Annotated in this window: 23 protein-coding genes; all 23 read right to left on the minus strand. The window is 41.5% G+C overall.

What is annotated here, in order from left to right; genetic code table 11:
* Positions 1–63: 63 nt before the first annotated feature.
* Positions 64–1053 (minus strand): hypothetical protein, encoded by a 990-nt coding sequence (locus CHH67_RS24665; RefSeq protein WP_095268016.1) that lies wholly within the window; start codon positions 1051–1053, stop codon positions 64–66.
* Positions 1040–1591: a hypothetical protein gene (locus CHH67_RS24670; protein WP_095268017.1), complete on the minus strand. Its 552-nt coding sequence runs from the start codon at positions 1589–1591 to the stop codon at positions 1040–1042. Before CHH67_RS24670 ends, CHH67_RS24665 begins: the two co-directional genes overlap by 14 nt.
* Before the next feature lie 12 nt (positions 1592–1603).
* Positions 1604–1987 carry a hypothetical protein gene (locus CHH67_RS24675; protein WP_095268018.1) on the minus strand — a complete coding sequence of 128 codons (384 nt, stop codon included), beginning with the start codon at positions 1985–1987 and terminating at the stop codon, positions 1604–1606.
* Positions 1988–2047: 60 nt separating this feature from the next.
* On the minus strand, positions 2048–2506 hold the full coding sequence (locus CHH67_RS24680) for an ABC transporter permease (RefSeq protein WP_095268019.1): 459 nt from the start codon (positions 2504–2506) through the stop codon (positions 2048–2050).
* 22 nt (positions 2507–2528) lie between these two features.
* Complete coding sequence (locus CHH67_RS24685) at positions 2529–4574, minus strand: hypothetical protein (RefSeq protein ID WP_095268020.1); 2046 nt, start codon at positions 4572–4574, stop codon at positions 2529–2531.
* Positions 4567–6471 (minus strand): ATPase, T2SS/T4P/T4SS family, encoded by a 1905-nt coding sequence (locus CHH67_RS24690; protein WP_095268021.1) that lies wholly within the window; start codon positions 6469–6471, stop codon positions 4567–4569. Before CHH67_RS24690 ends, CHH67_RS24685 begins: the two co-directional genes overlap by 8 nt.
* Positions 6471–7310: a P-loop NTPase family protein gene (locus tag CHH67_RS24695; RefSeq protein WP_095268022.1), complete on the minus strand. Its 840-nt coding sequence runs from the start codon at positions 7308–7310 to the stop codon at positions 6471–6473. The genes CHH67_RS24690 and CHH67_RS24695 overlap by 1 nt, the downstream gene beginning before the upstream one ends.
* Before the next feature lies 1 nt (position 7311).
* Positions 7312–7989, minus strand: coding sequence for a hypothetical protein (locus CHH67_RS24700; RefSeq protein ID WP_095268023.1), 678 nt, complete (start codon positions 7987–7989; stop codon positions 7312–7314).
* Positions 7990–8000: 11 nt separating this feature from the next.
* Positions 8001–8969, minus strand: coding sequence for an SAF domain-containing protein (locus CHH67_RS24705; protein ID WP_095268024.1), 969 nt, complete (start codon positions 8967–8969; stop codon positions 8001–8003).
* A gap of 13 nt (positions 8970–8982) precedes the next feature.
* On the minus strand, positions 8983–10293 hold the full coding sequence (locus tag CHH67_RS24710) for a hypothetical protein (protein ID WP_095268025.1): 1311 nt from the start codon (positions 10291–10293) through the stop codon (positions 8983–8985).
* Between the two features lie 30 nt (positions 10294–10323).
* Positions 10324–11310 (minus strand): M23 family metallopeptidase, encoded by a 987-nt coding sequence (locus CHH67_RS24715; protein WP_095268026.1) that lies wholly within the window; start codon positions 11308–11310, stop codon positions 10324–10326.
* Positions 11310–13151, minus strand: a complete 1842-nt coding sequence (locus CHH67_RS24720) for a VirB4 family type IV secretion system protein (RefSeq protein WP_095268027.1) — start codon at positions 13149–13151, stop codon at positions 11310–11312. Before CHH67_RS24720 ends, CHH67_RS24715 begins: the two co-directional genes overlap by 1 nt.
* Positions 13148–13825, minus strand: a complete 678-nt coding sequence (locus CHH67_RS24725) for a TraC-like domain-containing protein (RefSeq protein ID WP_095268028.1) — start codon at positions 13823–13825, stop codon at positions 13148–13150. The genes CHH67_RS24720 and CHH67_RS24725 overlap by 4 nt, the downstream gene beginning before the upstream one ends.
* A 29-nt stretch (positions 13826–13854) precedes the next feature.
* Positions 13855–14160, minus strand: a complete 306-nt coding sequence (locus tag CHH67_RS24730) for a PrgI family protein (RefSeq protein WP_095268029.1) — start codon at positions 14158–14160, stop codon at positions 13855–13857.
* A gap of 7 nt (positions 14161–14167) precedes the next feature.
* Positions 14168–15061: a conjugal transfer protein TrbL family protein gene (locus CHH67_RS24735; protein WP_095268030.1), complete on the minus strand. Its 894-nt coding sequence runs from the start codon at positions 15059–15061 to the stop codon at positions 14168–14170.
* A gap of 13 nt (positions 15062–15074) precedes the next feature.
* The gene (locus CHH67_RS24740; protein WP_095268031.1) at positions 15075–15437 is read right to left on the minus strand and encodes a hypothetical protein; all 363 of its coding nucleotides are present in this window, start codon (positions 15435–15437) and stop codon (positions 15075–15077) included.
* A 52-nt stretch (positions 15438–15489) separates the two neighbouring features.
* Positions 15490–17379 carry a VirD4-like conjugal transfer protein, CD1115 family gene (locus tag CHH67_RS24745; protein ID WP_095268032.1) on the minus strand — a complete coding sequence of 630 codons (1890 nt, stop codon included), beginning with the start codon at positions 17377–17379 and terminating at the stop codon, positions 15490–15492.
* Complete coding sequence (locus tag CHH67_RS24750; protein ID WP_144029321.1) at positions 17357–17653, minus strand: hypothetical protein; 297 nt, start codon at positions 17651–17653, stop codon at positions 17357–17359. Before CHH67_RS24750 ends, CHH67_RS24745 begins: the two co-directional genes overlap by 23 nt.
* A 258-nt stretch (positions 17654–17911) precedes the next feature.
* Complete coding sequence (mobP3, locus tag CHH67_RS24755) at positions 17912–20581, minus strand: MobP3 family relaxase (protein ID WP_095268034.1); 2670 nt, start codon at positions 20579–20581, stop codon at positions 17912–17914.
* Complete coding sequence (locus tag CHH67_RS24760; RefSeq protein ID WP_095268035.1) at positions 20581–20985, minus strand: hypothetical protein; 405 nt, start codon at positions 20983–20985, stop codon at positions 20581–20583. Before CHH67_RS24760 ends, mobP3 begins: the two co-directional genes overlap by 1 nt.
* Positions 20986–22324: 1339 nt before the next feature.
* On the minus strand, positions 22325–22669 hold the full coding sequence (locus CHH67_RS24765; protein WP_179292223.1) for a PilZ domain-containing protein: 345 nt from the start codon (positions 22667–22669) through the stop codon (positions 22325–22327).
* Between the two features lie 480 nt (positions 22670–23149).
* Positions 23150–24475, minus strand: a complete 1326-nt coding sequence (locus CHH67_RS24770) for an FtsZ/tubulin family protein (RefSeq protein WP_095268037.1) — start codon at positions 24473–24475, stop codon at positions 23150–23152.
* A 3-nt stretch (positions 24476–24478) separates the two neighbouring features.
* Positions 24479–24847: a hypothetical protein gene (locus CHH67_RS24775; protein ID WP_095268038.1), complete on the minus strand. Its 369-nt coding sequence runs from the start codon at positions 24845–24847 to the stop codon at positions 24479–24481.
* Between the last annotated feature and the right edge of the window lie 469 nt (positions 24848–25316).

Below are 25316 nucleotides of genomic sequence, written 5' to 3' on the forward strand. Positions count from 1 at the left end.
TGCCGGTGCGGCAAGTTCCGATTTAGGCCGCGGGCTTCCGGAGCATCCGGAAGGCAACCATGGCTACCTCGAATCATTCAAGCAATCTTTTGGGAAGTACCCAGCTGCGGCAGCATCTCTCTCACTACTAAAGACCTCTTCGTTTTGATAGTTGTAAGCGCAGGTATTACGGTAGTAATACTTCATTCCGGTTTGTGGATCTATGCCACCGTAAAAGACCTTTTTCTTAACCAATCTTCCTCCACCAAAAGCATAGTTATTATAGAAACCCGTTCCCACCGGCATCCCCTGAATAAAGGCCATGATGCCTATATCATCAATTGTATTGGCCCAATCCTCTTGAGGAATAAGTGGAAGCTTGAATGTATAGCTGATGCCGGTTCGTGAGCTGTACTGGTTATGCTTATTGATAAAATGAGCAAGGTCTTCCTGGACACTATTCACGATGGAACTTCTGCGAGCTGCTTCGAATCGCTCCGGGTCATTCAAGATTTCGATTCCTGTTCTTTGCTGAAGCTGCCATTGGTACCCTTCCATCCATTGTCTTTGAGCAGCAACATAAGTGGTTACATAATTGTCGAGTGTGAAGTTGAATGTATTTCGCTCCGAGTCTACATAAGCATAAGGCTTTTTAGGACGCCACATATGTTTTAACTCGGTCAGTCCGTCTGCATTTTTAAATTCAGTAAGGGTATATAGATGATAGCCATCGTAATCGAGAACAACGATGGCAGGGATATAGGCAGCTAATGCGCCTTGCCCGATTGGGTCATCCTCCACCCCAAAATTGAGATAAAGCGTCTTGAAAAATGTATCAACGGCTAGCTCTTTATTCGCTCTAAAAAACTTAGTAGACTGATAGCCGGCTTCATATTCCTGATGTTCATTTTGATTCAAGACAAAGCCTGCATCTTGCACAGCCGTTTTTAATGCTGCGTCATACTGATCTTCCAGCTGGGTTGCTGCTTGAAGTTCTCGTGTTTGAATATCCATGATAAAGAAGAATGGGAAGAAAATTAGCACGAACATAATGGCAATGTTAATGATCTTCATTAAGAACCATCCCCCCGTATCTCATCACAATGCGTGGGGTGTCCCCACTATTACCAACAAGAATGAAATCTTTTAGGATGGTGGACAGCGTTCGGTTCTTACTCACGACTGAAACTTTGAAAAAATCACTCTCCGTCAGCTTATATTTCCGGGAATCACTATCATTTGGAATATTGGCTTCTGGAAAAAGAACCCTCATTATATCATCGGTATAAAAGCCCTCGTAGTATGTATCAAAACGGTTTTGAAAGGTTGCAGGATTAGCAGGATCCGCATAAACCGGATTATATTTTTTATGTCGATGCTCCATTTTGACATCATACAGATTGCCGGTAGCGCCAAGCTTTTCGTTAAATTCGAGGTACATTTGAGGTGATATGTACCCTTTGGTACGTACAGCGTCAACGAATTCGGTAACGGTAAGATGAACCACCGTTTGCATTTGATCATCATGGCGCTCGGCTGCTTGATAGAGTGGATACATGATCATTAAAGATATAATCAAAAATACAGCAAACAACTTAGATATTGGTTCCATGGTATATTCTCCCTAATTAAATATGATCTTGGTTAATACCCCATCTGAATTTCTTTGGTATGAGACTACATATTCTTTATTTGGATCGATGGCAGAAACATCGGTATTTTCTATGTTTAGAGATTTGGAATATAGTAGGTACTGTCCAACTTGAATATCGGCATCAATATTTTTGATGTTGTATATGCTATAAAGGACCTGGGCACCGGAATAGATTTCTTCGCCAGGCGCTTCGATGACGTTATAAAGTCGATGGTCTTCTTGATTTTTGAAATGTTCTAGAATTCTTAGACTTTGATCCTGCGTAGTAAAGGACCATAAGGCAAGTGTCGCAGCTGCTATGAAGATCAAAACAGAAGCAGTGATTGATATGGAATTCTGTATATTCTCATTCATACTGGTTGCTCCCTATGTTTTTGGATTGGAGTCCCTCAGAGAACAGGGACTCCATTGTGATTAAGATTGTGTGAAGATAATTCCCCGAACAACATTGTTTTTGTCAACGACGATTTGAGATTTAAATTGACCAGATGGATTAATATAATTCGGATTCGATTGGTCCTGTGCTACTTTAATATTAGTGTTCTTGTCTTTCTCAATAATCTCGCCATTATCATCGAATTGATTACCGTAGGTGGTAATGCCGCCCTTACCAGTAATAACTCGTACTCCAAACTGTTCTTGATTCATGTATTGACGAACTGCATTGAGTACCGAACTTCCAGTCATAGTTGAGTTGTCGTATGTTGTATATTCAGTCTGAGATAGGGTTTGTTGGATACCAACCATCTTTTCTTGTCCGGTTTTAGCGCCTGCTTGAGATACTGAAAACAAAATAACAACCAATGTAATCAAGGCAATCGTTAAGAGAATGCTCCCAAATAGGGTAAGTCCCTTACTTGTTGTTTCTTCCATCTTTGAATTTCTCCCCTTTTAATCAGAAATTAAGTAGTTGTGTCATGGTCTGATTCAATTGGCCAATAGCCACAAAGATCATTGGAAATAATAAGTATAGGAAAATCAATAGGAACACTGGTGTCCAGCCACATGCTCGTCCCCAAAACACTTTCTTGTTTATGAGCTGATTCATGCGGTCCATTTTTTGTTCTCTATGAAACTCCTGCTCCATTTCCAGGTCATCAAATGCTTGTGATAATGAAATTTTTTCGAGTGCCAGTTGAAGACGATTGACAACACGAACAAATGAAATAAACGGTGCATCTTCCTTTAATTCTTTGAGGGCTTGTTCCGGACCACTATCGAAGTTGACAATGGCTTTTCGCAAAGCCGGCCTGAACATCACACTGTATCTCTCCATCCATTCCAGAATCGTATGAACGTTCATACGTTCGAACTGGCTCAAGATGGAGATGACAACGTGAAACTGATCAACTTCATTTTGGATTTCCAAATTTCGCATTTTCTTCTGAAATTGGGTGATCCAAAGTGGAATGAAGAATCCTACTCCCCCTATACCAAGTGCTATAAGTAATTCCCACCACTTGAAATATTGATTTTCGAGAACTTGCATTTTTTCAATGATGCGATTAACCGTCTTGTTAAGTGCAATCTCATCGAGGGATATGTCCGGCATGAGCATGACTCTTTCCAGTACAGCCTCTCTGGTTAAACTTCTCCCCTCTCCCTTCAGTTCTTTAATGACTGCATTATCGAAGTCGGTTAGTTCTTTCGCTTTGAGTTTTTCTTCATCTGTCATGTACCCCATCAAATGAGGTGTATCTGAAGTAAGTTTCGTGAACACCTGGTGACTCGTATTCCAGTGAAGAAAAATCATTAGAGCTACGACCCCAATAAAGCAGGCCAAACTCACTACGATTCTTTGTATATAAAACCACTCAATCGTAAGTGGTGAGTTTGATTCTTTTAACAACATGGTGATTCTAAAATGCTTGCTACTTCGTTTGGATGGAACAATCCGATCCACAATCCATTGAACAACCGGCAGCTCGTAAAGGCGCTTCTCCCAATTTCTCCTTGCGCCCACAGCCGTATATCGAGCTTCCTCGATCTCTCCAATTTTCCGAAGTAAAAGGTAGAAAATTATGCATATCGAGAATATGACTATTTGCAAGATATAGCCGATGGTTCCTTCATAAAACATTTCCATGATGGGAAAATAAGTCGTTGCCCAATCCTTGATTGGAAATGTTAATACGATGGGGGCTAAAGCAAAAATACTCATCAGACTTAATCGGTAACTCAATCTTCTTCTTCGGAGCACATCATCTCGAATTTCTCTCACGAGCTTGCTCAATGAATTGAGGTACATGGACCCCTTCTTCACTACTCGATCGCCATACTCCATTACGAGAAACGATACGCCTGCAAATAGCTTCAGGTATCTATTCGGAGCGACCGAGTAAAACGACTCCAGTTCTTTCTTGGGATCTCTGGATGTTAAAATGTCATGGATTCGTTCAGCTTGTAATTTCATGGTGTGTGGAGATCGCTGTGCCCCTTGATAAATCGCTTGATCCACCAGTTTAAGCTCCTGGTAATCATGCCTAACTTCTTCGAGATAATTAACAAGCTGAATGAGCAACCGGTCTTCTACTCGTTTAACAAAAATATTGATAAGCATTGTGTTAAGTAGAATGATCCCCATGATGGTGAAGAGAACCGCAACGAAACTTTGACTAAAAATAGCCATAACCGTAACGAGAAGAAGCGAGATCAGCAAAATCCGAATGGTAATCCGCATCGTTTCTCTCCGCAGGGTGAGCTCATCATACGGGTTAATCGTTGCTAGCCTAAAACGCACTCGAAGAATAAATTTGCTCAGTATGGGGAGTTTTGAAAACTCCACATAAGATTTCTGATAAAAGACAAGCAGTTTCTTATTAATTTCTGCAGCAGTGGAGGTCCCCTTGGTTTTTCTTTTACGCTGATCAATGATGTAGGCAATCGCGGAGACGACTAATGCTATAAGACATATAATGAGTAGCAATTGAGTATCAATCATAGCTCACGTTTCTCCAATGTTTTTTGAGAAATTGACGGAATCCTTCCGCGTCTTCCGGAGACATGTTGTTCATCATTTGACGCACCTTTTCTTTGGACAAAGGTTCCCCTGCGACATATCGACCGTCCCGGTACTCAACAATATTGCGTGCTTTCCAGACACGCCCGGTCTGGCGCAGGATTTCTTCTTTTTTGATGGCAATCAGCGCATCCATTTTCGATTCAAGGCTGTCGCCAGAACTTATCAATTCCAGGGCAGAATCATCAGGTTCTTCATACACACATTCTGTAATTCTTTCAATGAAACGGTGCCCGGTGTAGGTTCTTTCTACATGGATATCAAATTCAATGACCTTGGCTACTTGTTCTTCTGCTGCTTTTTGATCCGTTGCTGCCTGTGTGTTAATTAAGGCATTTCGCAGAGACCAAATTAGATCTTTAAATGTCTTAGCATGATGTGTAAAGATCGTGAACAAACTCGCAACCTGTCCCATTTTGATCATCCATGCAGCCACCGGATCGGTCGCTACCTCACCAAGCAAATTAACCGTTCCATCCGTTTTCTTCTGGAAATCGAGACCTTGTTCGCCCGTAATGTAGTCCGTTTCCCGGAATGCGATCGTATTGCGCTGCGGATAAAGCTTACGAAGGTTCAACTCGAAGGCGAGTTCTTGAATCCGCAGATTATAAGTCGCCGGAATGTACTGTACGGAAGCCATCGCCAAAGAAGTTTTACCGGCACCTTGAGGCCCGCTAATAGCTGTAGTCCGAGCACCTTTCATTAAATACTTGGTCATCTCCCTCGGTAATTCCGCATTTTCAGCAGACTTGTCAGAGATTAGTTTTTCCAAAGACATATTCGGTAGATCGAACTTACGTACCCAGAAGGCCCAACTTTCTGAAAATGGTGGTCTCGCTACGACAACCCGTGATCCGTCCTTTAGTTCATTGACCTTAAAGGCATTCTGCTCGGTTAATTGGCTTGGATTGTCGTATTTGTAGATGTTATTGGCAATCCGTTTTAACTCAAGCTCTGATCCGAAACTGAGGAACGATAGATGGATGGACTTCCCTTTATAAAAAATCCAAACACTGTCATATCCTTGCTGCTGAGCCTTCTTCATCGAATTCATAAGATCAACTTCGTCATCCAGTAACTGCATCGTATTCGGGACGCCAGATACCCCTCCGGAGACTCCATCAATTTTCATGTTCAGGATTTCGTCAATAACACCAAAACCTTTGTATTGAGAATAGACTCGCTGCACTACGATGCTGAGTTTGTCGCTAAAGTCGAGACGATTTTTCGCGATTTCTAATTTATAGATTCGCTGAATCTCATCACTGGTAATGATGTATGAAGGAGTCTTTCCGTCCTCGATCACATACTTTAATTCATCAAGTCGATACTGATTAATCAATTGTTCAAGTCCGCTGAATCCGTACTTCTTTTTGTAAATGTGGAGTAGAATATCAAATTTATCCTCATTCGTTAGCCGTTCTGTTTCATCGAATGGTATGATCCAATTGATATTCTCTTCGTCGATACCATAATTCCGTTCAAGCAGATCATAGATGTATTGTTTCAAGTAAATTTTCTCCTGAATGTCGCCAGTGTTCGCGTTTTTCAGGGCAGTTTCAAGCTCAGCAACTAGTTCTTTTCTGCGATTGTATTCTTCTTCCGAAAGCCCGAGATCGAGCAAATTCATATTAATGTATTCACTTATCGCCCTTTTCACATAATTTAAAATTTCTTGGATTTCAAATTGCTTTTTGTTCGCCATACCTTTCTTTTTCTGTGGAGCTACCGGTTTGCGGCGCAACATGATGACAAGGTAGGTAATGAGACTCACTAAGATGAGGACGATAATGAGAAAATTTAACGTTTGCGTCCCCATCAGGACACTCCTTTCTGAATACTTTTAATCTGAGTATTAACGCCGATTTCAGTCAGAATATGTTCCGCTGCGCGGCGCAGCTCTTGCATAAAAATATAGTTGTCATGATTTTTGTTGATATATCGATTTCTGGTGATAAATCCCTTCAGATCACCATCGTTATAATGATCTTTGAAATTCGTATTGTACGGAATGGACAAAATCGGAGCTTTATATCCGTACTTGTTTGCAATATTTTTGAGCTTATACTTTGAATGAAGGTCATATTGTCCCACCATCAATACATGAGGTCGATCCTTTAATGCCGATGGCCAGCTCTCTTTATCACCAAAGAACTTTTCAATGACGTGGATATTTTGATTAATACATACCACCACGAGATCTGATGTTTCGATAAGCGCATTGGTCACCTCACTATTGGTGCCACTGTGAAGATCCAACAGGACCACATCGTAATAAGCTTTAGCTCTGTCATATACGATCTTGAATACTTCAGCACCGGCCTCGAACTGGCTGCGGCTCGCTTTACGACTGTTTAAAAGGAGATCCAGGCGGTCTCTTTCAATGAATATGGAATTGTTTTTGACCGTTTCGTTCTGCAGCTTTCCTGCCCGAACAGCTCTTTCGATGGCGTCCATACCAAAGCCTGATAAATCGTAAAGTTCCGTATTTTGTTTAAGCGATTTTTGGAAAGAGCGTTCCAGGGATGTATCCCCCCATTGAGGTTGTGAACTAAGTGTTCGAATTTGATATTCCGTCCCGATCAAGGCTGACATGGCAGCTGTGTTACTGGTAACGCCCAAACCATGTTGGAACCCCCAAAAAGCAACCTGAGCCATATTAATTTCTCCTTTCAATTTGTTTCATCATAGTTATTGTTTCTTTTAGTGATATCTCCAGAATGTCGGACACAATGGTTTTGATCACGTCTTTGTATGGTCGAGACAAGCCTTTCATTCGAACGGAATTTGAAAATTGATTCTTTATTTTCAGGGTGAGATCCCGTTCGTCCGGATAGTATGTTAGAGATTCCTCCCAATGGATTGGGTATTTCTCCATTAAATCGTTGATGAACGTTTCATTATTCGTATCATGAACTTCGTATAGTATTTTTCGAAACGTGAATAATTCTGCTACCGGTTTATCCTCGAAGAACGAATGAATGAGTCTTACATTTTGCATCATCGTGGGATTGTCGTATGAAGAAACCAGGTAATAATGATCCGCTGCGGGCCATTTTTTTAATGTTTCGCTTCTTTCTTGATCAATGAGAACAATGTCGTAACTACTTTCTTGAAGGAGTGCTTGCAGTGAATCATAGTCCTTCAAATTTTCCCGGACATCAAAACCGTCATATTCCTGCAGATCAGAGTCCATTTCAATTTTCGGAAAGGCGAACTCATATCTTCCGCCTGAATAGTCGGCAATGAGGACTTTTTTACTTTGCGAAAGAACCTTTGCAAGGTAGAATAGTAGGTCGGTTTTGTCATATTGGCCAACGAAGAGTATCTGTTTCATAACTTCCTCCCTTACTCTGTTCCGAATGCGTTCGTATCAGTGAACACTTCTTCCGACTGTATCACCGTAGGTTGCTGATCTAACAAGGAGTTGCCAGTGTTGGCTTCCTCAGCTTCAGCAGCGTCCTTCGTTTCTTTTTTCGTTCCGGTCAAGCCGGTACGGTAATCCTGTCTCTGCTTCTCCGTCATGCTCTGAAGATCACTTTCCAGTTTCTGACGGTATCTTCTTTCGAGCTCGGTTGTTGCAACATCAACGATGTTTGGATCGGATTCGATAAGATCCAATACTTTTTCGTTCGCTGGATATGTGACGTATGCTTTGTTTTGTACATGCGGATCAACATAACTGAGTGCATAAATGCTTGCATCATTGATATAAGCATCGACGATCGCACTGCTCATCAGCAGAATTTCTTCTTCATTCATCTCGTACCAGATGGTTCCACTGGCCAGATCTTTTACTTTCTTTTTAGAAAGAACAATGTAATCTTGACCGGTCGGGAACTTAACCCGTACATCAACATACTCGTCTTTTTTTAGCTTGCTAGGCAGCTCGATCAGGCGAAACTCTTGGTTCCTCAGATCATGTGGAGTGATTTCCTCTTCGTACACCATGGCATCTGTAATGGGCGTGTTCTTCTTCAACTTGATTTTTGTATACTTCCCAATAAGATCGTCGGCCGTTAAAACGTTATCCGGCACTGCTCTCTTTGGGATATTGATCGTTACAAGGTCGGACTCTCTCAAAATCTTGCCGGCTTCATAATCATTGGCCACAACTTGAACAGCTATGGTCTCCTCTTCAAGTTGTCTCTGAGCATAATCACGTTCTTGTTGAATTATTAACAATTCATTTTCATTTACTTTTTGGATGTGTTTAATGTAGAAGAAACCAATTGTTAAGCATATAAGAAGGATTGCTGCGCCTCCTATTGAGGCTGCGATAATCATTTGTTTATGACGAAACCGAATTTTCGACATTTCAATACTCCCTTCATTTGATTAGAAGCATAATTGCTAGAATGAGAATAATAGCTAGTAGAATGCTATAAATGATAATTTGCTTGTTGGGATTCCGTTTTTTTCCGAGATACTCCCTGAGCATATTTTCAAGAATGACATCAGTCCATTTCAGTTGTTGATATGGATCTGGATGAGAAGGTATAGCAATAAGCTTGCCCTCCACGATCGCTTTATGAACATCATCGATCACGACTTTTTCGACATGGGGGATACAGTAAATCCATTGACTTTGATCCCTATGTGAATGCTTGTTTGAAAACTCGATTATTTTGTGCTGTCTCCATTCACTTCCGTGACCGACTATTACTTGAACATGCGCCCGATAAAACTCTTCAAGATATGGGGAGGATTGATAATCACCTAAATCAAGAAGAATATAGTCATACTTTTGTTCAAGCAGCTCGGCAATGTCATACTTGTATGGATACTTGTAATAATCCACCCCACCGATACTGAACATGGAATGAGAAGTTTCATAGCCAATCATGCCTTCATAAGCAGCTTCAATTCTTCCGAAATCTCTGCTTTCGTTAGCCTCGACTACGGCAACCTTCAGACCTTTTCTCGAAATGAAATTTGTGATCAGTAACGTTGTATGGGTCGTCCCAACGGCTGCCTCGACTCCAACTACGGCGATAACAACGGTGCCGATAATCGTTTCAACGAGAGTCTGTCTCTCTCGGATCGGCGGCGGTGCTATGTCGATGTCTTGCAGTTCTTCAATAATGGAATGGTCTATACCTAAACTTTTCTCATGATTCGGTTTCTTAGATTTGTGATCTTCATGGCTCTTGGGTTTATCCAGTGCTTTTTCATCACCATCAAGATCCCACCGTGCGGCATTAGCATAACCAGGTTCCAGTTCGAGCTGTTTTCTTATGCTCTCTGCAAGATTTTTCGTGTTCAGTTCTTCATCTTGTTCCAGCCCATCCTCATCTTCCGGATCACTTTCGTTGAGGGATGGAGCAACGACGTCAAATACTTGAAACTTCAAAAGTGTGCTTATGGTTGGATCACCGGGTTGCCTTCCTGGTGCAAGGAGTAGAACTCTTGTGGAGCCGCGCTGTAACCGAAATTGCCGAATACCTTTTATTAGAGATGCATCATCGCTACTTTCAGCATCTACAATCAATACTTTCAAACTTACCTGGGCTGCGGCCCGGCAATATTGAACAAACGTATCTGTATCAAAAACCCCACTTTTTTCGTACCAGATATCGGACTGACTTATCGCCTCCTTCACAGCAGCGAGATTATCAGGACTTACTATGATGCCGTACACCTTTTCACCCTCCCTTCTTTAACTTGATATCTATCGAAAGAAATTCATAGGATCGACTGGCTCACCATTAACCTCGACTTGAAAATGGAGATGGGGACCGGTGCTGCCTCCTGTATTTCCTGATTTTGCGATTAATTGGCCTGCTTTGACGGATCCGGATCTAACAACAAAGCTGTCGAGATGCATATATCGTGTCACGATTCCATTATCGTGTTGGATGCTGATGATATTGCCGCCTCCACCACTATCCCAACCAGCTCGAATGATTTTCCCATCAAGAGCCGCATATACGTTACTTTTCATTGGGGTGCCAATATCCATGCCTTTATGCAATTTCCGAACACCTGTGATCGGATGGATTCGCCAACCAAAAGGCGAGGTAATTCGCGTGATATTGTCATCTGTCGGCCAGGCCATCCTGCCAGCGACAGGTTTGATTTCAACGTCTCCCCCACCAGGCTCATCGACTCCATCTGCCCCTCCTATAAAGCGAATCTTTCCATCGGTAACTTCAAAAACATATTCCACTTTGTCGAGCACCAATGGGATTTGCTGAAAATCAAGTTTCCCGTCGCTCACGAGCATTTCTAAAGTCTCGTTATAATCTCGCGGGTAATACTCGGTTTTGGTATAAGAACAGTCGTATTCTTCGCCTTCCTCGTCCGTACATGTTTGGGTAACTGTAATGATTTCTTCTCGGATAAAGTAAGGCTTGTAGCTATAGGCATGCTCCTGACTAGATTTCCTGAAATTATGATCAAAAATAACAGCATCTATAGCCATGATCATTTGCCAATTCACATAAACACCGGTCTCCTCGTGCATTTGTCTGGCAGCGTCAATGTAGTAGTCATACTCTTGTTGTGATTTCGCTAAGGGAATATGTTTCCACATGGCGGCTGGCAAGGCTATGAAAAGTAAGATGAACAGTGTCAGAACTAGTAGGGTGGCAATTACAATTTTCATGAACCTTTCTGGATTGGCCACCAAAGATACGATCAGTTTTAACTTGAACATTAGCGGCCTCCGGCTTTACCGAACATCTCCAGTTCAAAAGGAGCCACTTCAATGGATGCATGGATCCTTCGGTTTCCAGCTACTAACAGGGCTTCACCGCGGTTTCCTGCAAGTAATGTTTGAACTTCGATTTCAGATAAGTTCATTAACCGTTTAAGGGCATCAATATCGTTTTCCCCTTGTCCCATGATGATTTTGTAAACGGGATTATCAAGCAAAGCTTGGCCATATCTCCGAACCGCATTATCCATAAAATCAACCATGTTATGGGTAATAACCATAAGTGATCCCTCATACTTACGGATCCTTTTGGAGGTATTCCGGAGAAACTGTAACGGTTGCGGTGTATCAGGATCGACAAGCAAATAGGTTTCATCACTCGCAAGAATTACTTTTTCAGTACGATCTCTGGATATTTGGTCCCATGACCAAGATAAAATATTGAAATACTGGGCTTTTCGAATCTCATCATCTGCATCCAGAAGTTGGTTAATGTCCAAACAAATAAAATTCGATTTAGGATCAATTGTGGTGTGCCCAGCCCATAATGCTTTGTCTGCGCCTTTGGCAGCCGGCCGAAGGAGAAGCGCAAGTTCAGACCATGCATCCACATGTTTTATTGCGTTCTCTGATTGTTCCTCACAATAAGCTTGAAGATCGATAACTGTCGGCCAGTTTTCATTTGGTATGGTTTGAGGGTCAGTATCCCAAGTGATACCGTATTTTTTGTAAACCTCTTCTAGTGCGATTTCTAACAACCCTTGTTGGATCTTGGTTAATTCTTTGATATAAAGGCGGAAAAAAGTACGCAAGAACTGAAAATGAAGCCCGAGTGCTCCCCGGTTGATATCCTCTTGGGAATAAAGAGGATCTGATTCCTCCTCTTCATCTAGTGGGACAGATCTAACCTGTAATGGATTGATCCTTCCCTTTAGCCCTCCTCCGCAGTCAATCCAGTCACCGTTTAAGTTTTCACAAAGATCTTTATATTCTCGTTCTGGGTCAATGATTAAAACTTTTGTTCCGTCTACGGATTCTTTTAAAAGAATCTTTTTAACAACGGTGGATTTACCTACTCCTGGACGACCGATAACGGTGATATTCGAGTTGGTACGGCTGCCTTCTCTGACCCAAAAATCCACGAGAACTATTCCCCCAGATTTATCGGATCCCAGAAGGTTTCCGGTGCCATCATTGATTCCTGAATAAACAAACGGATACATGGAAGCGAGTGTTTCGACCGGCATATTCCGTGCACCAATCTCTGCGATCTCAGGAGCTAGAATGCCGTATGGCCCGACTGTCTTAAACGCCTCTTCCTGGCGAAACATTGGAATCCTACCACGCATACCAGAAGATTTTAACGATGCCTCGACCCTACGAGTACGCCGCTGTAATTCATCTAGGTCATCTGCATGAATTAATATCGTTACCGTGACCATAAAAACAGCTTGTGATTCATTATCGATTTTTGAAATCAATCGTTCTGCAGCTTCAAGTTGTCGTTCCGTCCGTTTTACAAGAAGTTTGTTACCACCGGTAATCAACTTACTTTCCAACTCACCGGCTGCAACGTTAATATCTTGCAACAACTCATCTGATTCTGTAGGCGTTGAATGGATGCTAACAACGACTCCTGGAAGAGTAGCGATCCTGGAGAGCCATGCTCCTCTTACTCGCTCCGGATAATCAATAATGACGAGAACCCTTTGATATAACTCGCCGTTCACTATAGTTTTGCTTTGAAACTCTAATGCTGTCGGACTAATAATATCCAAAAGCCCCGTCAGTCGAGCGTTCTCCTTATGGTTACGTTTTTTCCCTTTTATAGCTATGTTCATGCTATATCCTCCGAAGATGACATAAAGATCGGTGGCAGACTTGTATTATCAAGAGGCGCCCGTTCATATGCTGCTTGGTTTGGACTACTAAAGATGAATTGCAATTCTCGTAGTTCAAAATCATTGCAAACATGGCTGATCAAATTGGCCCTTGATAGATTGTTTGCTAATTCTGTCGCGGTTTGAATAAGCGCCTGTTCATCCACTTGTGGTTTCTTCGATAGCTGCTGGTCAATGAGTATGTAGAAATGTCGTTCTAGCGCCTCACCACTTGTTGCTTTGTGCGCAGCTTGCTGAATATAACCAGTAAGTAACCGTGCGATTAGTGCGGACTCTGCATTCTTTTTCTTGACTTCCAGTCCAAGAATGTAATTATCCAAGTCCACGGGTTTAGCAATCGAAAGAATTTGGTTTTTGTAATTGATCACGCTGAAGGCTTCTTCCAGTTGCTTAATTTTGTTGACTTTCTCATTTTCGCTTAGTAGCGAGATATTGTAGGGTTGAACCCGTATAGCTGCAACGATATAAGAATCTTTACGGTAGATGAGTTGATTGTTTATGTCTTTTATTGGTATCCATTCTTGGGTTGAAGGTTCTTTTGGCGCCGGTGATTTCACCGGGGCCGGGGCCGGGTTTGATTTTCCCGGTCCCACGTTGGCATTCTTTTTACGCAAAATGCACACCCCTTACAAAATGAGAGAAATTATTCCCGACCGTCACCAAACCGGTAGTAGTAACGTTTTGGTTTTGACTTATATGCCCGTACATCTTTATAAAGACTTAATGGACTTCTTCCTGTCCTTGGATCGGGTTTGGATAATACAAACCCGATGCCTCCGAAGACAAGTACCAAAAGGAAGGAAAGAGCCGACTTAGACACTGAAAAGATACCAGCTGCCACGATCAGACCAATTACTGCACATGACAGAACAATCCCCAATTCCTTAATCCCAAACCCTGGGACCACCTCGAAACGAGCTTTAACATTCTTTGGAATGTAATATTCCATCGTTGATTTACACTCCCTTCGTCATCAGCTTTCTCATCAAAACGAGCGATCCAGCTTGCTGTCCTACGCCGGCAGCTGCTTTACCGAATCCGGTCGAGTGTAGGTACTGTTTCATAATCGATGGTGATTTGTATGTAACCCACACGAACCCACAGAATAGAAGTACATTTACCCATGCAGTTGCATTAAACGCCAGCAATGAAACAAAGCTTAGTTTAATGAGCAACATCTGAACGGCCTGTGCGACAGATAAGTTAATAACCTCTTTCCACCAGGTTTGGAATGCCTGAGAATTTGGATTGGTTAATCCAGTCGCCATAAAGGCGCCGACGATTGCAGCAACGGTTAGTTCGCCAGCTCGTATAAAGTTTTGAACCAGGACAACCAATAACATCACGAGAGCAAACAAGATAGCAATTGCAATCCCTATCGGAAAGGAGGAACTTACCATTCCATGGTTAAGAGCTTCATTGACTGGACTCCACATCTCAAGTGGACTTGAGCCAGGAAGCGCAACAACGAGTTGGGCAAGCTCGGTTCCCCACATATACACTTGCCGAACGATCCATGGCACTGCGAACACCATGGCTACAGATTCGAAAAGTCTAAATATTACACTTGAAAGATCGGCATCGGAGTCCCCGTTATCATGCAACACTTTGTTATACCAGATTTCAAAAGCATATTTGGTTGCAATGATTGCTATGGCGACCATCTGAGCGTATGCAATTGCACTGACCACAATGGGAAAATCCAGGACCTGCACAGCTACTCCGTTAATCTCGTTCAAGAATTCAGTGAATGTATTGACGGCCTTTTCGGCCATGCCGAGAAACCATTTTTCAATCGTATCTTCAACTAAATCACCAATGGGATTCCATAAATATTTTGGTGAGAACAAGTTAACTCACCTCTTAACCAGCGGAGCTTGGCGCTAAAAAGTAAAGGGCATACGTCACAAGTCCGTTGGCTCCCATAGCAATGGCTGAATAGATAATCGCGTTTCTCATTTTTTTGTCTCGTTCAGCAGCAACCCCACCGTCTCCGGGATTCATGGACTTTATCCAAGAATGGTACCCGAACATCAAACCGCCAGTTATCGGAATAATGGCAAACATCCAAAGAAAAATTTTCTTTGCTAACTCAACAGAACCCGATACCAACTTTGGATCTCCCGGTCCAGCTGCAAACGCAGGAGTAATCAAGAATAACGAAAGTAGTGCGGCAGTTACGGTTATTTTGAACACCCGATTAGAAAGTTTTTTCATAGATTTCATTTGAAACTCCAACCCTCCTTTTAGTGACAGATATGATCAATAGTAGTTGATCCTAATCGACATCCATAAATGAACCCGGCTCGAATTCCTTGTCGTCGTCATAGTCTTCGCTTCCTTCTACAGGTTCGTGATCCACACCGGGAACAAAGAATTCTACTTTTTCAATTTTTCTTTCTATTTCTCCTGATGACGAAACAAATTCTTCATCCGCCGGCCACAAACTGAGATCCGGCAATGGTAATTTAGCAGGAAGCATCCCACCGCGCAGTACCAAAGAATAGTCCGTTGGCCATCTCATGATTTCATCTGGTTCTAGGAGAAACCTTTTTGCAACATTGGTGGACGCTCCGCGGCTGGTTGAACTTTTGCCAACGTTATAAGAACTTCCCTCCGTAGCAACAGTGTAGGAACCGGTTTTTTTACTGAGCTCTTCTGCTGTTTTCAGCTCGTTCGTTTTTAAATAAACGGTATTCTGAGCATTCGATTTAATGGTCTCTGTAATATTGGCTCCATATTTTTCGACTAATTGCCCATATGCTTGAATGACCATATTCCAACGTACTCCGCGTCCCAAAGATACAGTAAGCTTTGTATCAAAGTCAGGAAATGGTGGCATGTTACCGAATTCATCAAGCAACATGTTTACACGAACAGGAAGTCTCCCTCCGCTTTGATTTGCATATTCAACAAGAGCATCATAAGTTTGATTCACATACAACGCTGCATAAGGATGCCTCGTGGTGTCTTCATCTGGGATGATGAGATATACTGCTGTTTTTTCTTTTCCAACATCAGTTAAATCGTGATCCTGTTTGGATGTAAGATAAGCGATATTGGGATCTGCAAAGAGTCGTAATAATGCAGATGCTGATGAGAAAAAACTTCCACGGGTTCGTTCTGGTGCGAGGAATGCTGTCGCATATGCGTCTCTAGCAGGATGATCCACTGGCAAGGATTCAAAATATTCATTGAGTGGTACATATTCAATGATCTTCCCTCCAAGGATCACCTTTTTCACACGCCCAAGTTCTACCAGCATTTTATAGACAGAGTACATATGCTTCTGTTCTTCTTTTGGGGCCTCCATCGCAACGGCCAATATGAGCGCTGCGATTACAGATTCAGGTCCGTCTCGCCAAATGTCCTCGCCTTTATTTGCCCCTGGTTTCTGATAGACGAACATGTGAGCAATAGACCAAGCATATTTTGTAGCTAAAGCGATATCCCCTTTTCGAAGTGCCTCCAAAACGGGTTCCATATAATTGGTTCTATTACCGTATCCAGGTTTCCGAAAATCAAGACAACTAATTTTATAGCCTTTTTCTTTCAGAAAACCGGAGGTACGATCAAACAGCTCACCTTTGGGATCCGTGATGACCATGGATTCACCAGCATGCGCCAACATATAGATCGTTGGAAGAATGACTCTCCGACTCTTCCCCGACCGGGTAGCACCCACGATGATCGTATTACTATCAGATGCATCAACATAAGCAAAGGGGTTTCGTCCAGCAAGAACAGCTCCGAGTACAATACCTCCTGCAAGTACAAATTCCTTCATTTTCCATATCGTTGTAGATTGTTTCACTTCTTTTTCCGTCATCCATCGGCTAGTACCAAACTGCCCGGTTCCGGCTGCTTCTGGTCCGCCAACGCCATCAATGATTCGATTTCTGACTTTTGGTCCATCGGTCCAAAAAATCAGAAGAATAAGAACCAGGACAAAGAATTGCATAAATAACCATCCGAACAGTAAACCCTGGCTATGGATAACCTCTCGAATCGCATGGAAGAGATTAAATTCGTCGATCCAGACACTCAGACCATCGATTTTATATTCACGGACGTAATTTGGAAGACGAATCAAAGATGGAAGAAAAAGAATATCAATCAACAAGATTATGCATAATGAAATCCATTTAACATTGGTTTTCTTTTTCATAAGTTCCTCTGAAAAGCTTCCGCCTTACGTGCTGAAGCGCCTCTTCGTCTTCCTTGGGAAGGACATTAAGTTCAACGCCCTGTTCTCTCGCGAGCCGGAGAACAAGAAACTCTATGCGCTCTAATTTTTGCTCGACCATAAGCGGTCCACTGCAAAAATATTCAATGGCATTCTCCAGAAAACGGGTTTGGCCACCACGCACTTGTTTTGAATTTAAGAATAGCTTCTTGGCAGAGGGTGACAGTTTCAATCTTCCCGATACCGGTACTCCCACGTTACGACCTCTCTTTCAGTGACTTTCGTCCCTCCGTATTCATTCTTTTTATAATCCAATAGAATCACCTCCTTTGAATAAAATAAGGTCTTTAGACTTAGCACGACAATAGTTCGTTATAACTATATTTAAAAAAGCCCCTACCTATATTCCCATCATTTTTGTCATTATTTTTGCATACAAGCATAATGACAGTCAGGGATATAAAGATAAAGGGCTTTGAAATCACTTTTTCAGACAAGTTTTAGTACGTTTTTATTAGTCTCTCTCTCGTTCTGCTATTCTTTCCATACGTTTCTGATTTTGACGTTTCAACAATTCCCCACTTGCGTGATTGCGCAAACGCTCTTCTTCTAAACTATTCCAAAAAGATTTCCATAGTTTGTTAGCGATATTTAAAGAAGGCTCCTTATACTGAGATCTGCCTCTGATTTCTTTGTCGCTGGCCCACATATAGGGAGCATTCGTATGCAAGGTGTCATTCAAATTCCTAAATTCCGTTTTGTTTAGTACCGGCGGCCTCCCCCAAGTAGCTTGCTCTTTAAATTGCTTTTCCACGCTCTGCGTTAATTTTTCGATATATTTTGGATCCTTGTTCAACCCCGATCGTTCGTTCCAATCTAGGATCATATTTTGAACATCATGCAAGGGCAATCCAGCTGCTAACAAAACTTTTGTAAAATCAGATATGGTCTTATTCACATAGTCTTGATCGCCGGTTAATTTTGATAGCGAAGCAAGATCACCCGTTCGCTTTTCATTGATTTCCAAATGATTCAAATATTCCTTTGGAAGCTCCTTCGATCTACTAAATAACTCGATTACTGCTTGCTTTACGCTCTTTTCTGAATCCTTGGTATTCCTTAGAACAGCAGCATATTGATTTGCGACCACGTTCATCTCTTCAACTGAGCTGACTGCAGGTGTCGATTCAATAAAGACTTTAATTGCTCTTGAGAGCTTTTCTTCATCGAGTTTCATTACCCTCTGATTCACCCAGGGATATTCTAAATTGGTTTGAAGTTTTTCGTTGATTTGCACCCAGGTGTCTTTCCTTAGAAAACTAGTCTCCGCTTGTTCTACTTTGTTCAATATTCTCTCAATACCTGCGATTCCATTCCGATTAGCAAAATCGTGCATTACATCCCTTATGAACGCAGGTTCTACTTGAAGTTGTTTCAGTGCCACTGTCATGCAGAAAGCAGTGTATCCAGCGTTTTGACCATCGTGTACGGCATTACGAAATGTGGAAATAACTTTATTCTTCATGTCTTGAATTGCGATCTGTTCTGTTTTTTGTTCCCAAGGGTAATCTGCCTTTACACCCAAGGTTCTCGTTAAATTTTTCCACTGTTCTTCAGAGATGACCAGGTACGGTGACTCTGCTATTCCTTTTTCTGCCTGCCTTATAATTTTGGCGGACTCCTCACGAGAGTAATTTTGATGATTTAAGAAGTCCATGAGATCTTTTTTAGTCATAGTTCCGGATTGAAGCAATACTCTTGCTGCTATCGTGGCTTCTTTATCATGACGATATGAAGGCGGTTCATGATTGACTTCGTAAACGATTGTCCGTAATTGTTGGATAGGTAGTTGCAGATCTGCTTTCTCTGACCATTTCGAGAGAATGTGCATTTGCTTATCGAGATTTATACCTAAATCGCGTAGAGATCTAAAGGAATTAGCGATGACTCTTTCTGCGAAATTATCATTTGGTCTTCCCATAGCATTACTAAAGTGTTCGATAACCTCTCTTGCTCTTTCTGGCACAACATGTAGGTAAACATTCTTTTTCGATTCAACGGCAGCTTGAAGTACGATCTGTGATACACGATTCTCAAGATCCTGATACGCATTTGCTTTGGCTTTCTGAATATCTTCTTCTTTTGTTGAATACTGCCTAACCATCTTTTCAACAGCCGAATTGTAACGAGACATAGCTTCATGAAAGGAAGGGCTGTTTAATATATAGCTCGATGTTTCAGAAATCTCTTTTTTTACATTATCTGGCATAAATTTAAAAGCTATGCGTCCTCTATCGGGGAGAAGATCTGATATTTGTTGGATCCGAGTTGCAATCTCTTCTTGACGATCGCTGTAGAGTTTAGGAGGAATGGATGACTGTGGTATACCTATACTGTTCAGTTCAAGGTTGACATCCTTTTGCAGCTCTCGCACTTCTCGCATTATCTGGACGACATCGCCTAGTTCATCTTTACTCAAGTTTCTCATTAGCTCTCTCATTGATGTTTTTTCCTGATTAAGCAACATTCTCTCTTCAGCAAACATTTCTCTGCAGAATGTTCTTTTTATATCTTCAAGCAGCTTTTCATGAACCACACCACGACGAATAACGGGATTCTTTTCCCACATTACGATATGAACATGGGGATGTCCTTTTTCCTGGTGAAAAGCACCAACCCACTTTAGGTTGGTTTCTTTTATTCGCATTTTGGCAGCAGCATCTGGAATAGCAGCTCTGATGGTATCTTCCCATTTCGAGCGATCTAAATAACCCAAACGCTGTGCATCCTCTTCCTTCAAACTGAGAACCATTCTCCAGACAATCCCGCGGTGCTCAAGCAATTCATTTTGAATCTCTTTTAAATCAGGTTTTTCATCGGAAAAAGAGAATAGGCCATGAGATCCGGGACGTTCATCTGCATACTTGACATGCCCAGCTGCAGTTCCTGGGTCTGCTGAATGCGAAATTTCTCTTTCCAACTCTTTATCCCAATCAAGTCCCTCCTTGTAGCTCTCAGTCTCTCCCAAGTCTGTACCAGGTCTAGTCCCTATGTAACCAATATGTGCAGCATTCTTTGATTGCGTTATGTTACTGTCTTTATCTGGCGTGTAAAATCTCATTTTAAAAATTACAGGCGATGAAAATCGAGCATGTTCCTCAGCAAAACTTGTGTAAGCAGCCATTATTGATCCTCACCTAAATCAACCGGTGTTCTTGTGTATGCAACAGCTTTTTTACGTGCTTGCTTGTGAACATCCTTTACTTCTACTTTCCCGGTTTGTCCCAGATATTCAAGCAATGTATACATTGTCGTAGCACTAGATATGGTTGATTTGGCCATCAATGCAGCAGCTCGATTCTCGAAAGGCTTTAGCGACTCAGATACTGCTCTTCTGACTTGGGGTAATACATAGCCTAAAGCATTCTCAGTCATTTCCATCTCAATTCCTTTGGATAATAGCCTTCTAACGACATCTGCTTTTGCTTCGCCAGTCAGGGCCATAATTGAATGAATCTGAGCTTCTTGATCCTTTTCAAATCGGATTTTATAAGACTCACCTAATCCGTATTCGTTTTTCCTTGGCATACTGTATCTACTCCTTCTGTGGTTGAAAGAACATTATATTACCAATGAATTATAGCATTTGTGGTCATTTTTATGAAGAACTTGATCTATTGTGTACCACTTTGTGGTATATATAAATATTATATTACCCGGCTTTGCCGGGTATATGTGGTCTTGCGCGTCCACGCGCCTTATCCTGCATTACAAACCATCTCCGATATCCATCTTCGATTCGGGTTTGTAATGGCCTCTAAGCAACCAGCCCCTTGCGGTGCTTTTTGCTCTCGGTTTCTTGCTATTCTGCTTCCTTCCACTCTCGATACGGAATTGCAGCTTGTGATTGAAGCCTTCTTTTAGCCATTTCTTCCCCACTTCTCGAAAAAGACGTGCCCTCCTCGCACCAGGAGTTGGAAAGCTTACGACTGTTCGTTCGATGGGTATGCTGGACATCCCTGAACGATCGGGTCCATGCGCTTGAGCTTTACTTTGATAATTAGACCAGATCCTTAATCGGAAACCTTAGATCTGAGAAAGTATATTCTTGCAGTCATCAGAGTTCGGTTTTGAAAGACATCGGAACGCAAACGGAGGATCAGAAGTCGAATGGAATCTACCGGCTCTTGGCAGCTTGCTGCTTAGAGCCGGTGAGTCGCTTCGACTTCCCGGCTGTACGAGCTGGGATCCAAAAATCATTCTTTTAAGCAATGCAAAATAGTTACTGAAATTGGTTCGGTTATTGCTGTAATAAGGAGGTATAATTATATACATTACGACTCATAAAGAGGCAAGTTGAGACAAATAGAGTCTGATAGAGACGAATAGAGTCTGATAAGAGTTATTCATGAAAGAAAACACTGATATTAAAGGGATTTTCCAATTGCGTCAAATTGCCTCAGTAGGAGACAGTTAGACGCAACTTGTCTCTAAAAAAATGGGGCAAACAGAGGGAACTAGACACGAACGAGGGATGGCGACTGCGAAACTAAAAAGGTGGAGAAAGACTCCACCTTGGCATTCACTAACCTAGAAATAGCTACACCAAGCTGTCTAGCGGCCGGCGAAGCGTAGTTGGCCAGGACGTCTGATTCTGATCCGCACGTGTCGATGGTCATATTCGTAGTCGTTGATCTCGTGCCATTCAACTGATGTTCCGGTTGTCCACGAACGTCTTCACCCTTGATGAGCGATTCAGATCCTTCAAATTTGCTAATCTAATTCATTTGTCATATAATCACACCTGCCACCTGCGGCACGACTGTAGCTGGTGGGTTTAAGATCATTATAAGTTCCTCGCGATTTTGGCCGTAGTTGAGACTTCCACGGCTAAACATCGGCAATTACAGTAAAATCCGTAGAGCCCTCATTTTTTATATTTGAGCTGTTCTTTCAACACTGCCTGGATGATTTTGCTCCGGTCACTTTCTTTGATCAGCACATACTCAGCTGCAAAGTGTCCATGTTCTGCAGCTCTAACTATTTTCGCGAAGAATGTAACAGGCTTTTGCTCAATGTAAAGTATACCTCTTATCCTATCTTTTTCTTTAAACATCGATTCTGGTGCAAAAAAACTAACGCCCCCCCCACTCAAATCTTCAATAGGATAATCTCTATACTCTTGATCATCCTTCGAAATAGATACAACCGTACCGTATGGCACACGTAGAAATTCTCTTTGATGCTCGCTATCTTTAATATTGTTACCCATGTTAAGATATTCTCCTCTCTTCACCATTTACGTAGAAAACACCACTATCCACTCAAGTTGTAGATAGCGGTGTTTGATGGACCTGAGTTCAAGCCAACACTTATTATTTTGGGCTATTCGGATTTTCTGGTTGAATCACTAGATTGAGGTTTCCAATTTTTCGGTTTCATCCAAAATGCTAATATCACACCAAGTAGGCTTATAAACATAAGCAATATGGAACCAAAATAAGATAATCGATGTAAAAGAATGTTATTCATATACTGGGGACTCATTTGAACATGACTTACGGCCAAAATATACAGCATTAACCCGAAAACAAAAAGAATGGGACACAAAACTATAAGGAACCGATAAAATTCATATTTATTTTTTTCGCACTCTCTTCTTCTCTTTCTTGAATAACTTCATGCAAAAGTTGTTTCATCTCTCCTTTTTCCAATTAAATTACCACCTTTCAACCATAAAATCCGAATACTCTTATTTTTTAAACGGGTTGATTATTTTGTTGGGCTCTTTCGTTTCTTCAGAAGAAGCAGCTACTTGCATTTTATACGGATTGATTCCAGCAGCTCCCCTCTTGCCGCCAACTCGATTTGAAGTTTGGATCTTTTCCCCTAAGTTAAATCCGGAGCTGCGGTTTTCTCTCTCTTCACGTTCTCTTTGTAAAGCTTCTGCCTCTTCCCTTAAATTCTTAGCTCTTTCCGGTAGCCCTGCCATATTAGCAATAGTGTATACTATCGCATGTCTCTTACTACCGTGTGTAGCCAAGCCTGGGTAAAAGTTAATTTGAGGCAGCTCATTCTTGATTTCAGTCCGGATGATTTCGAGAGTATCATGATTTAATTCATGTTCTCTTTCTCTCGGGATTACCACTACGAGCGCCATACTGCGCATATCATTTACGTAATCGAATCCATTAGCCAAAACATTTTTACCACGGTAGGTGCTTATAATTTCCTGAATCAAGTCGTCTTTATTTGTGACTTCATCAAGATTTATTCTTTTCTTAGCGAAAGTAATTACACCCCCGCCAAACAAAATATGATTGTATAAATCCGCGGCGTCTACAGTATAGTCACTACCTAAACTTGTAAGAACACTCCACTCATGTAATGTACTTGCTAGTTTGTAGTTACTATAGTAGTCCCATGAAATACCTGGAACTTCCGGCTCCTGAATATGGTCTTGGATAATCTTTTCATTATCCAGCATTATAAGAGACTCTAACAGCCTGAAACTACGCCCATTATCATCTGTTTCAATATGATTTAGTTTAGGCACGAGTTCAGCCAATGCATTATATGCATTTAGGCTTTCAACCTCGTTTGGTCTCGGTAATGATGTTATCGCTATAACAGGTTTACCGAGGAAACGACTTATAGCATCAGTAAGCTCATTTATGGAACCTGTTCCGGTCCCTCCCCCCATCGAGGCAGCAACCACAACAACATCCACATCTTGCATTAGCTCTGCAATAGCATCGAAAATCCGTTCGCCGTTTTCTAGAAATGCCTGTCTACCTGTTTCCGGATCCTTTCCTACTCCCTTCTCGTATCCCAAGAGAGGAAATTTATATTTGGCCGGAATATTTTTTAAATTTTTCATATCCCCAAGATTAGAGTTTATAACCATTGCAGGGTAAATTGGTTGATCATTTTTCGGGCTTCTAATACTTGCCATCGCGTCAACCATTTTCCCTCCACCTTGGCCAGTGCCTATCAAACCAATGTTTAAACCAGGCTCAGCATTTAACTGAGTCACAAACCCTTCCAGAGGCCACACATTATCTATTTTTAGAACCATACTTTACCCCTCCATAATTGAATTTAAATTGACTACTATAATGCTCCCGAATAAAATTGACGGATCTTTATCCAGAAGGTCACCTAAAACCTTTACGGCCTCTTCCCCGTATGGGGTTAGGAAGAATTGATCCTTCCTTCCTGCATCTCTTGATTCAATAAAAGCTGCCCCAATCAGTGTTGCTATAGCAACATCGACCTTGTGGCGGTATTTAGAAACGGATGCATTTCCCTCGGGATCATACTGCTGGAACTTTCTAATTATTTCTGATTTGAATATTCCTTTATTCTCATTTATCAAGTAGAAAACATCAATGTTGATGCCTTTCATAATGTTTACGCATAATTCTTCTACTGTTATGTATCCAGACAATCCTACACCCCTCCTTTCGACTCATTATGAGGCAAAATGTCTCCTAATTAAATATACCATTTTCCCCCTGCTCGTTTCAATAGAATATAAAAATACAAACTATCCATCTACCAATAATATAGTATTTATATAATAGTGGATAGCGATAGACTATAAACTATTAATTATAAAGGGATGAATTACAAATACAGATAGCCTATTACTAGTTCTACTCCTCATGGTTAATATATGCATACTAAACTTTATATATGATAGTGAATATATATAGACTACCGTCAACAGGGTATTCCTAGTCTATTCATTATTAAAAGACTAGTGACTTGCCCTATATATAGACTATATACTGTAATTATATGAGGAAAGTACGGAGGGATTGATGATGGAAAAAACTTTCTGGCAGTTAAATGATTTTGCAAAAGAAATTGATATGCATTATACAACAACAAACGAATGGTTTCGGACTTTAGAA

Source organism: Paenibacillus campinasensis, assembly GCF_002272015.1.
Lineage (GTDB): Bacteria > Bacillota > Bacilli > Paenibacillales > Paenibacillaceae > Paenibacillus_AQ > Paenibacillus_AQ campinasensis.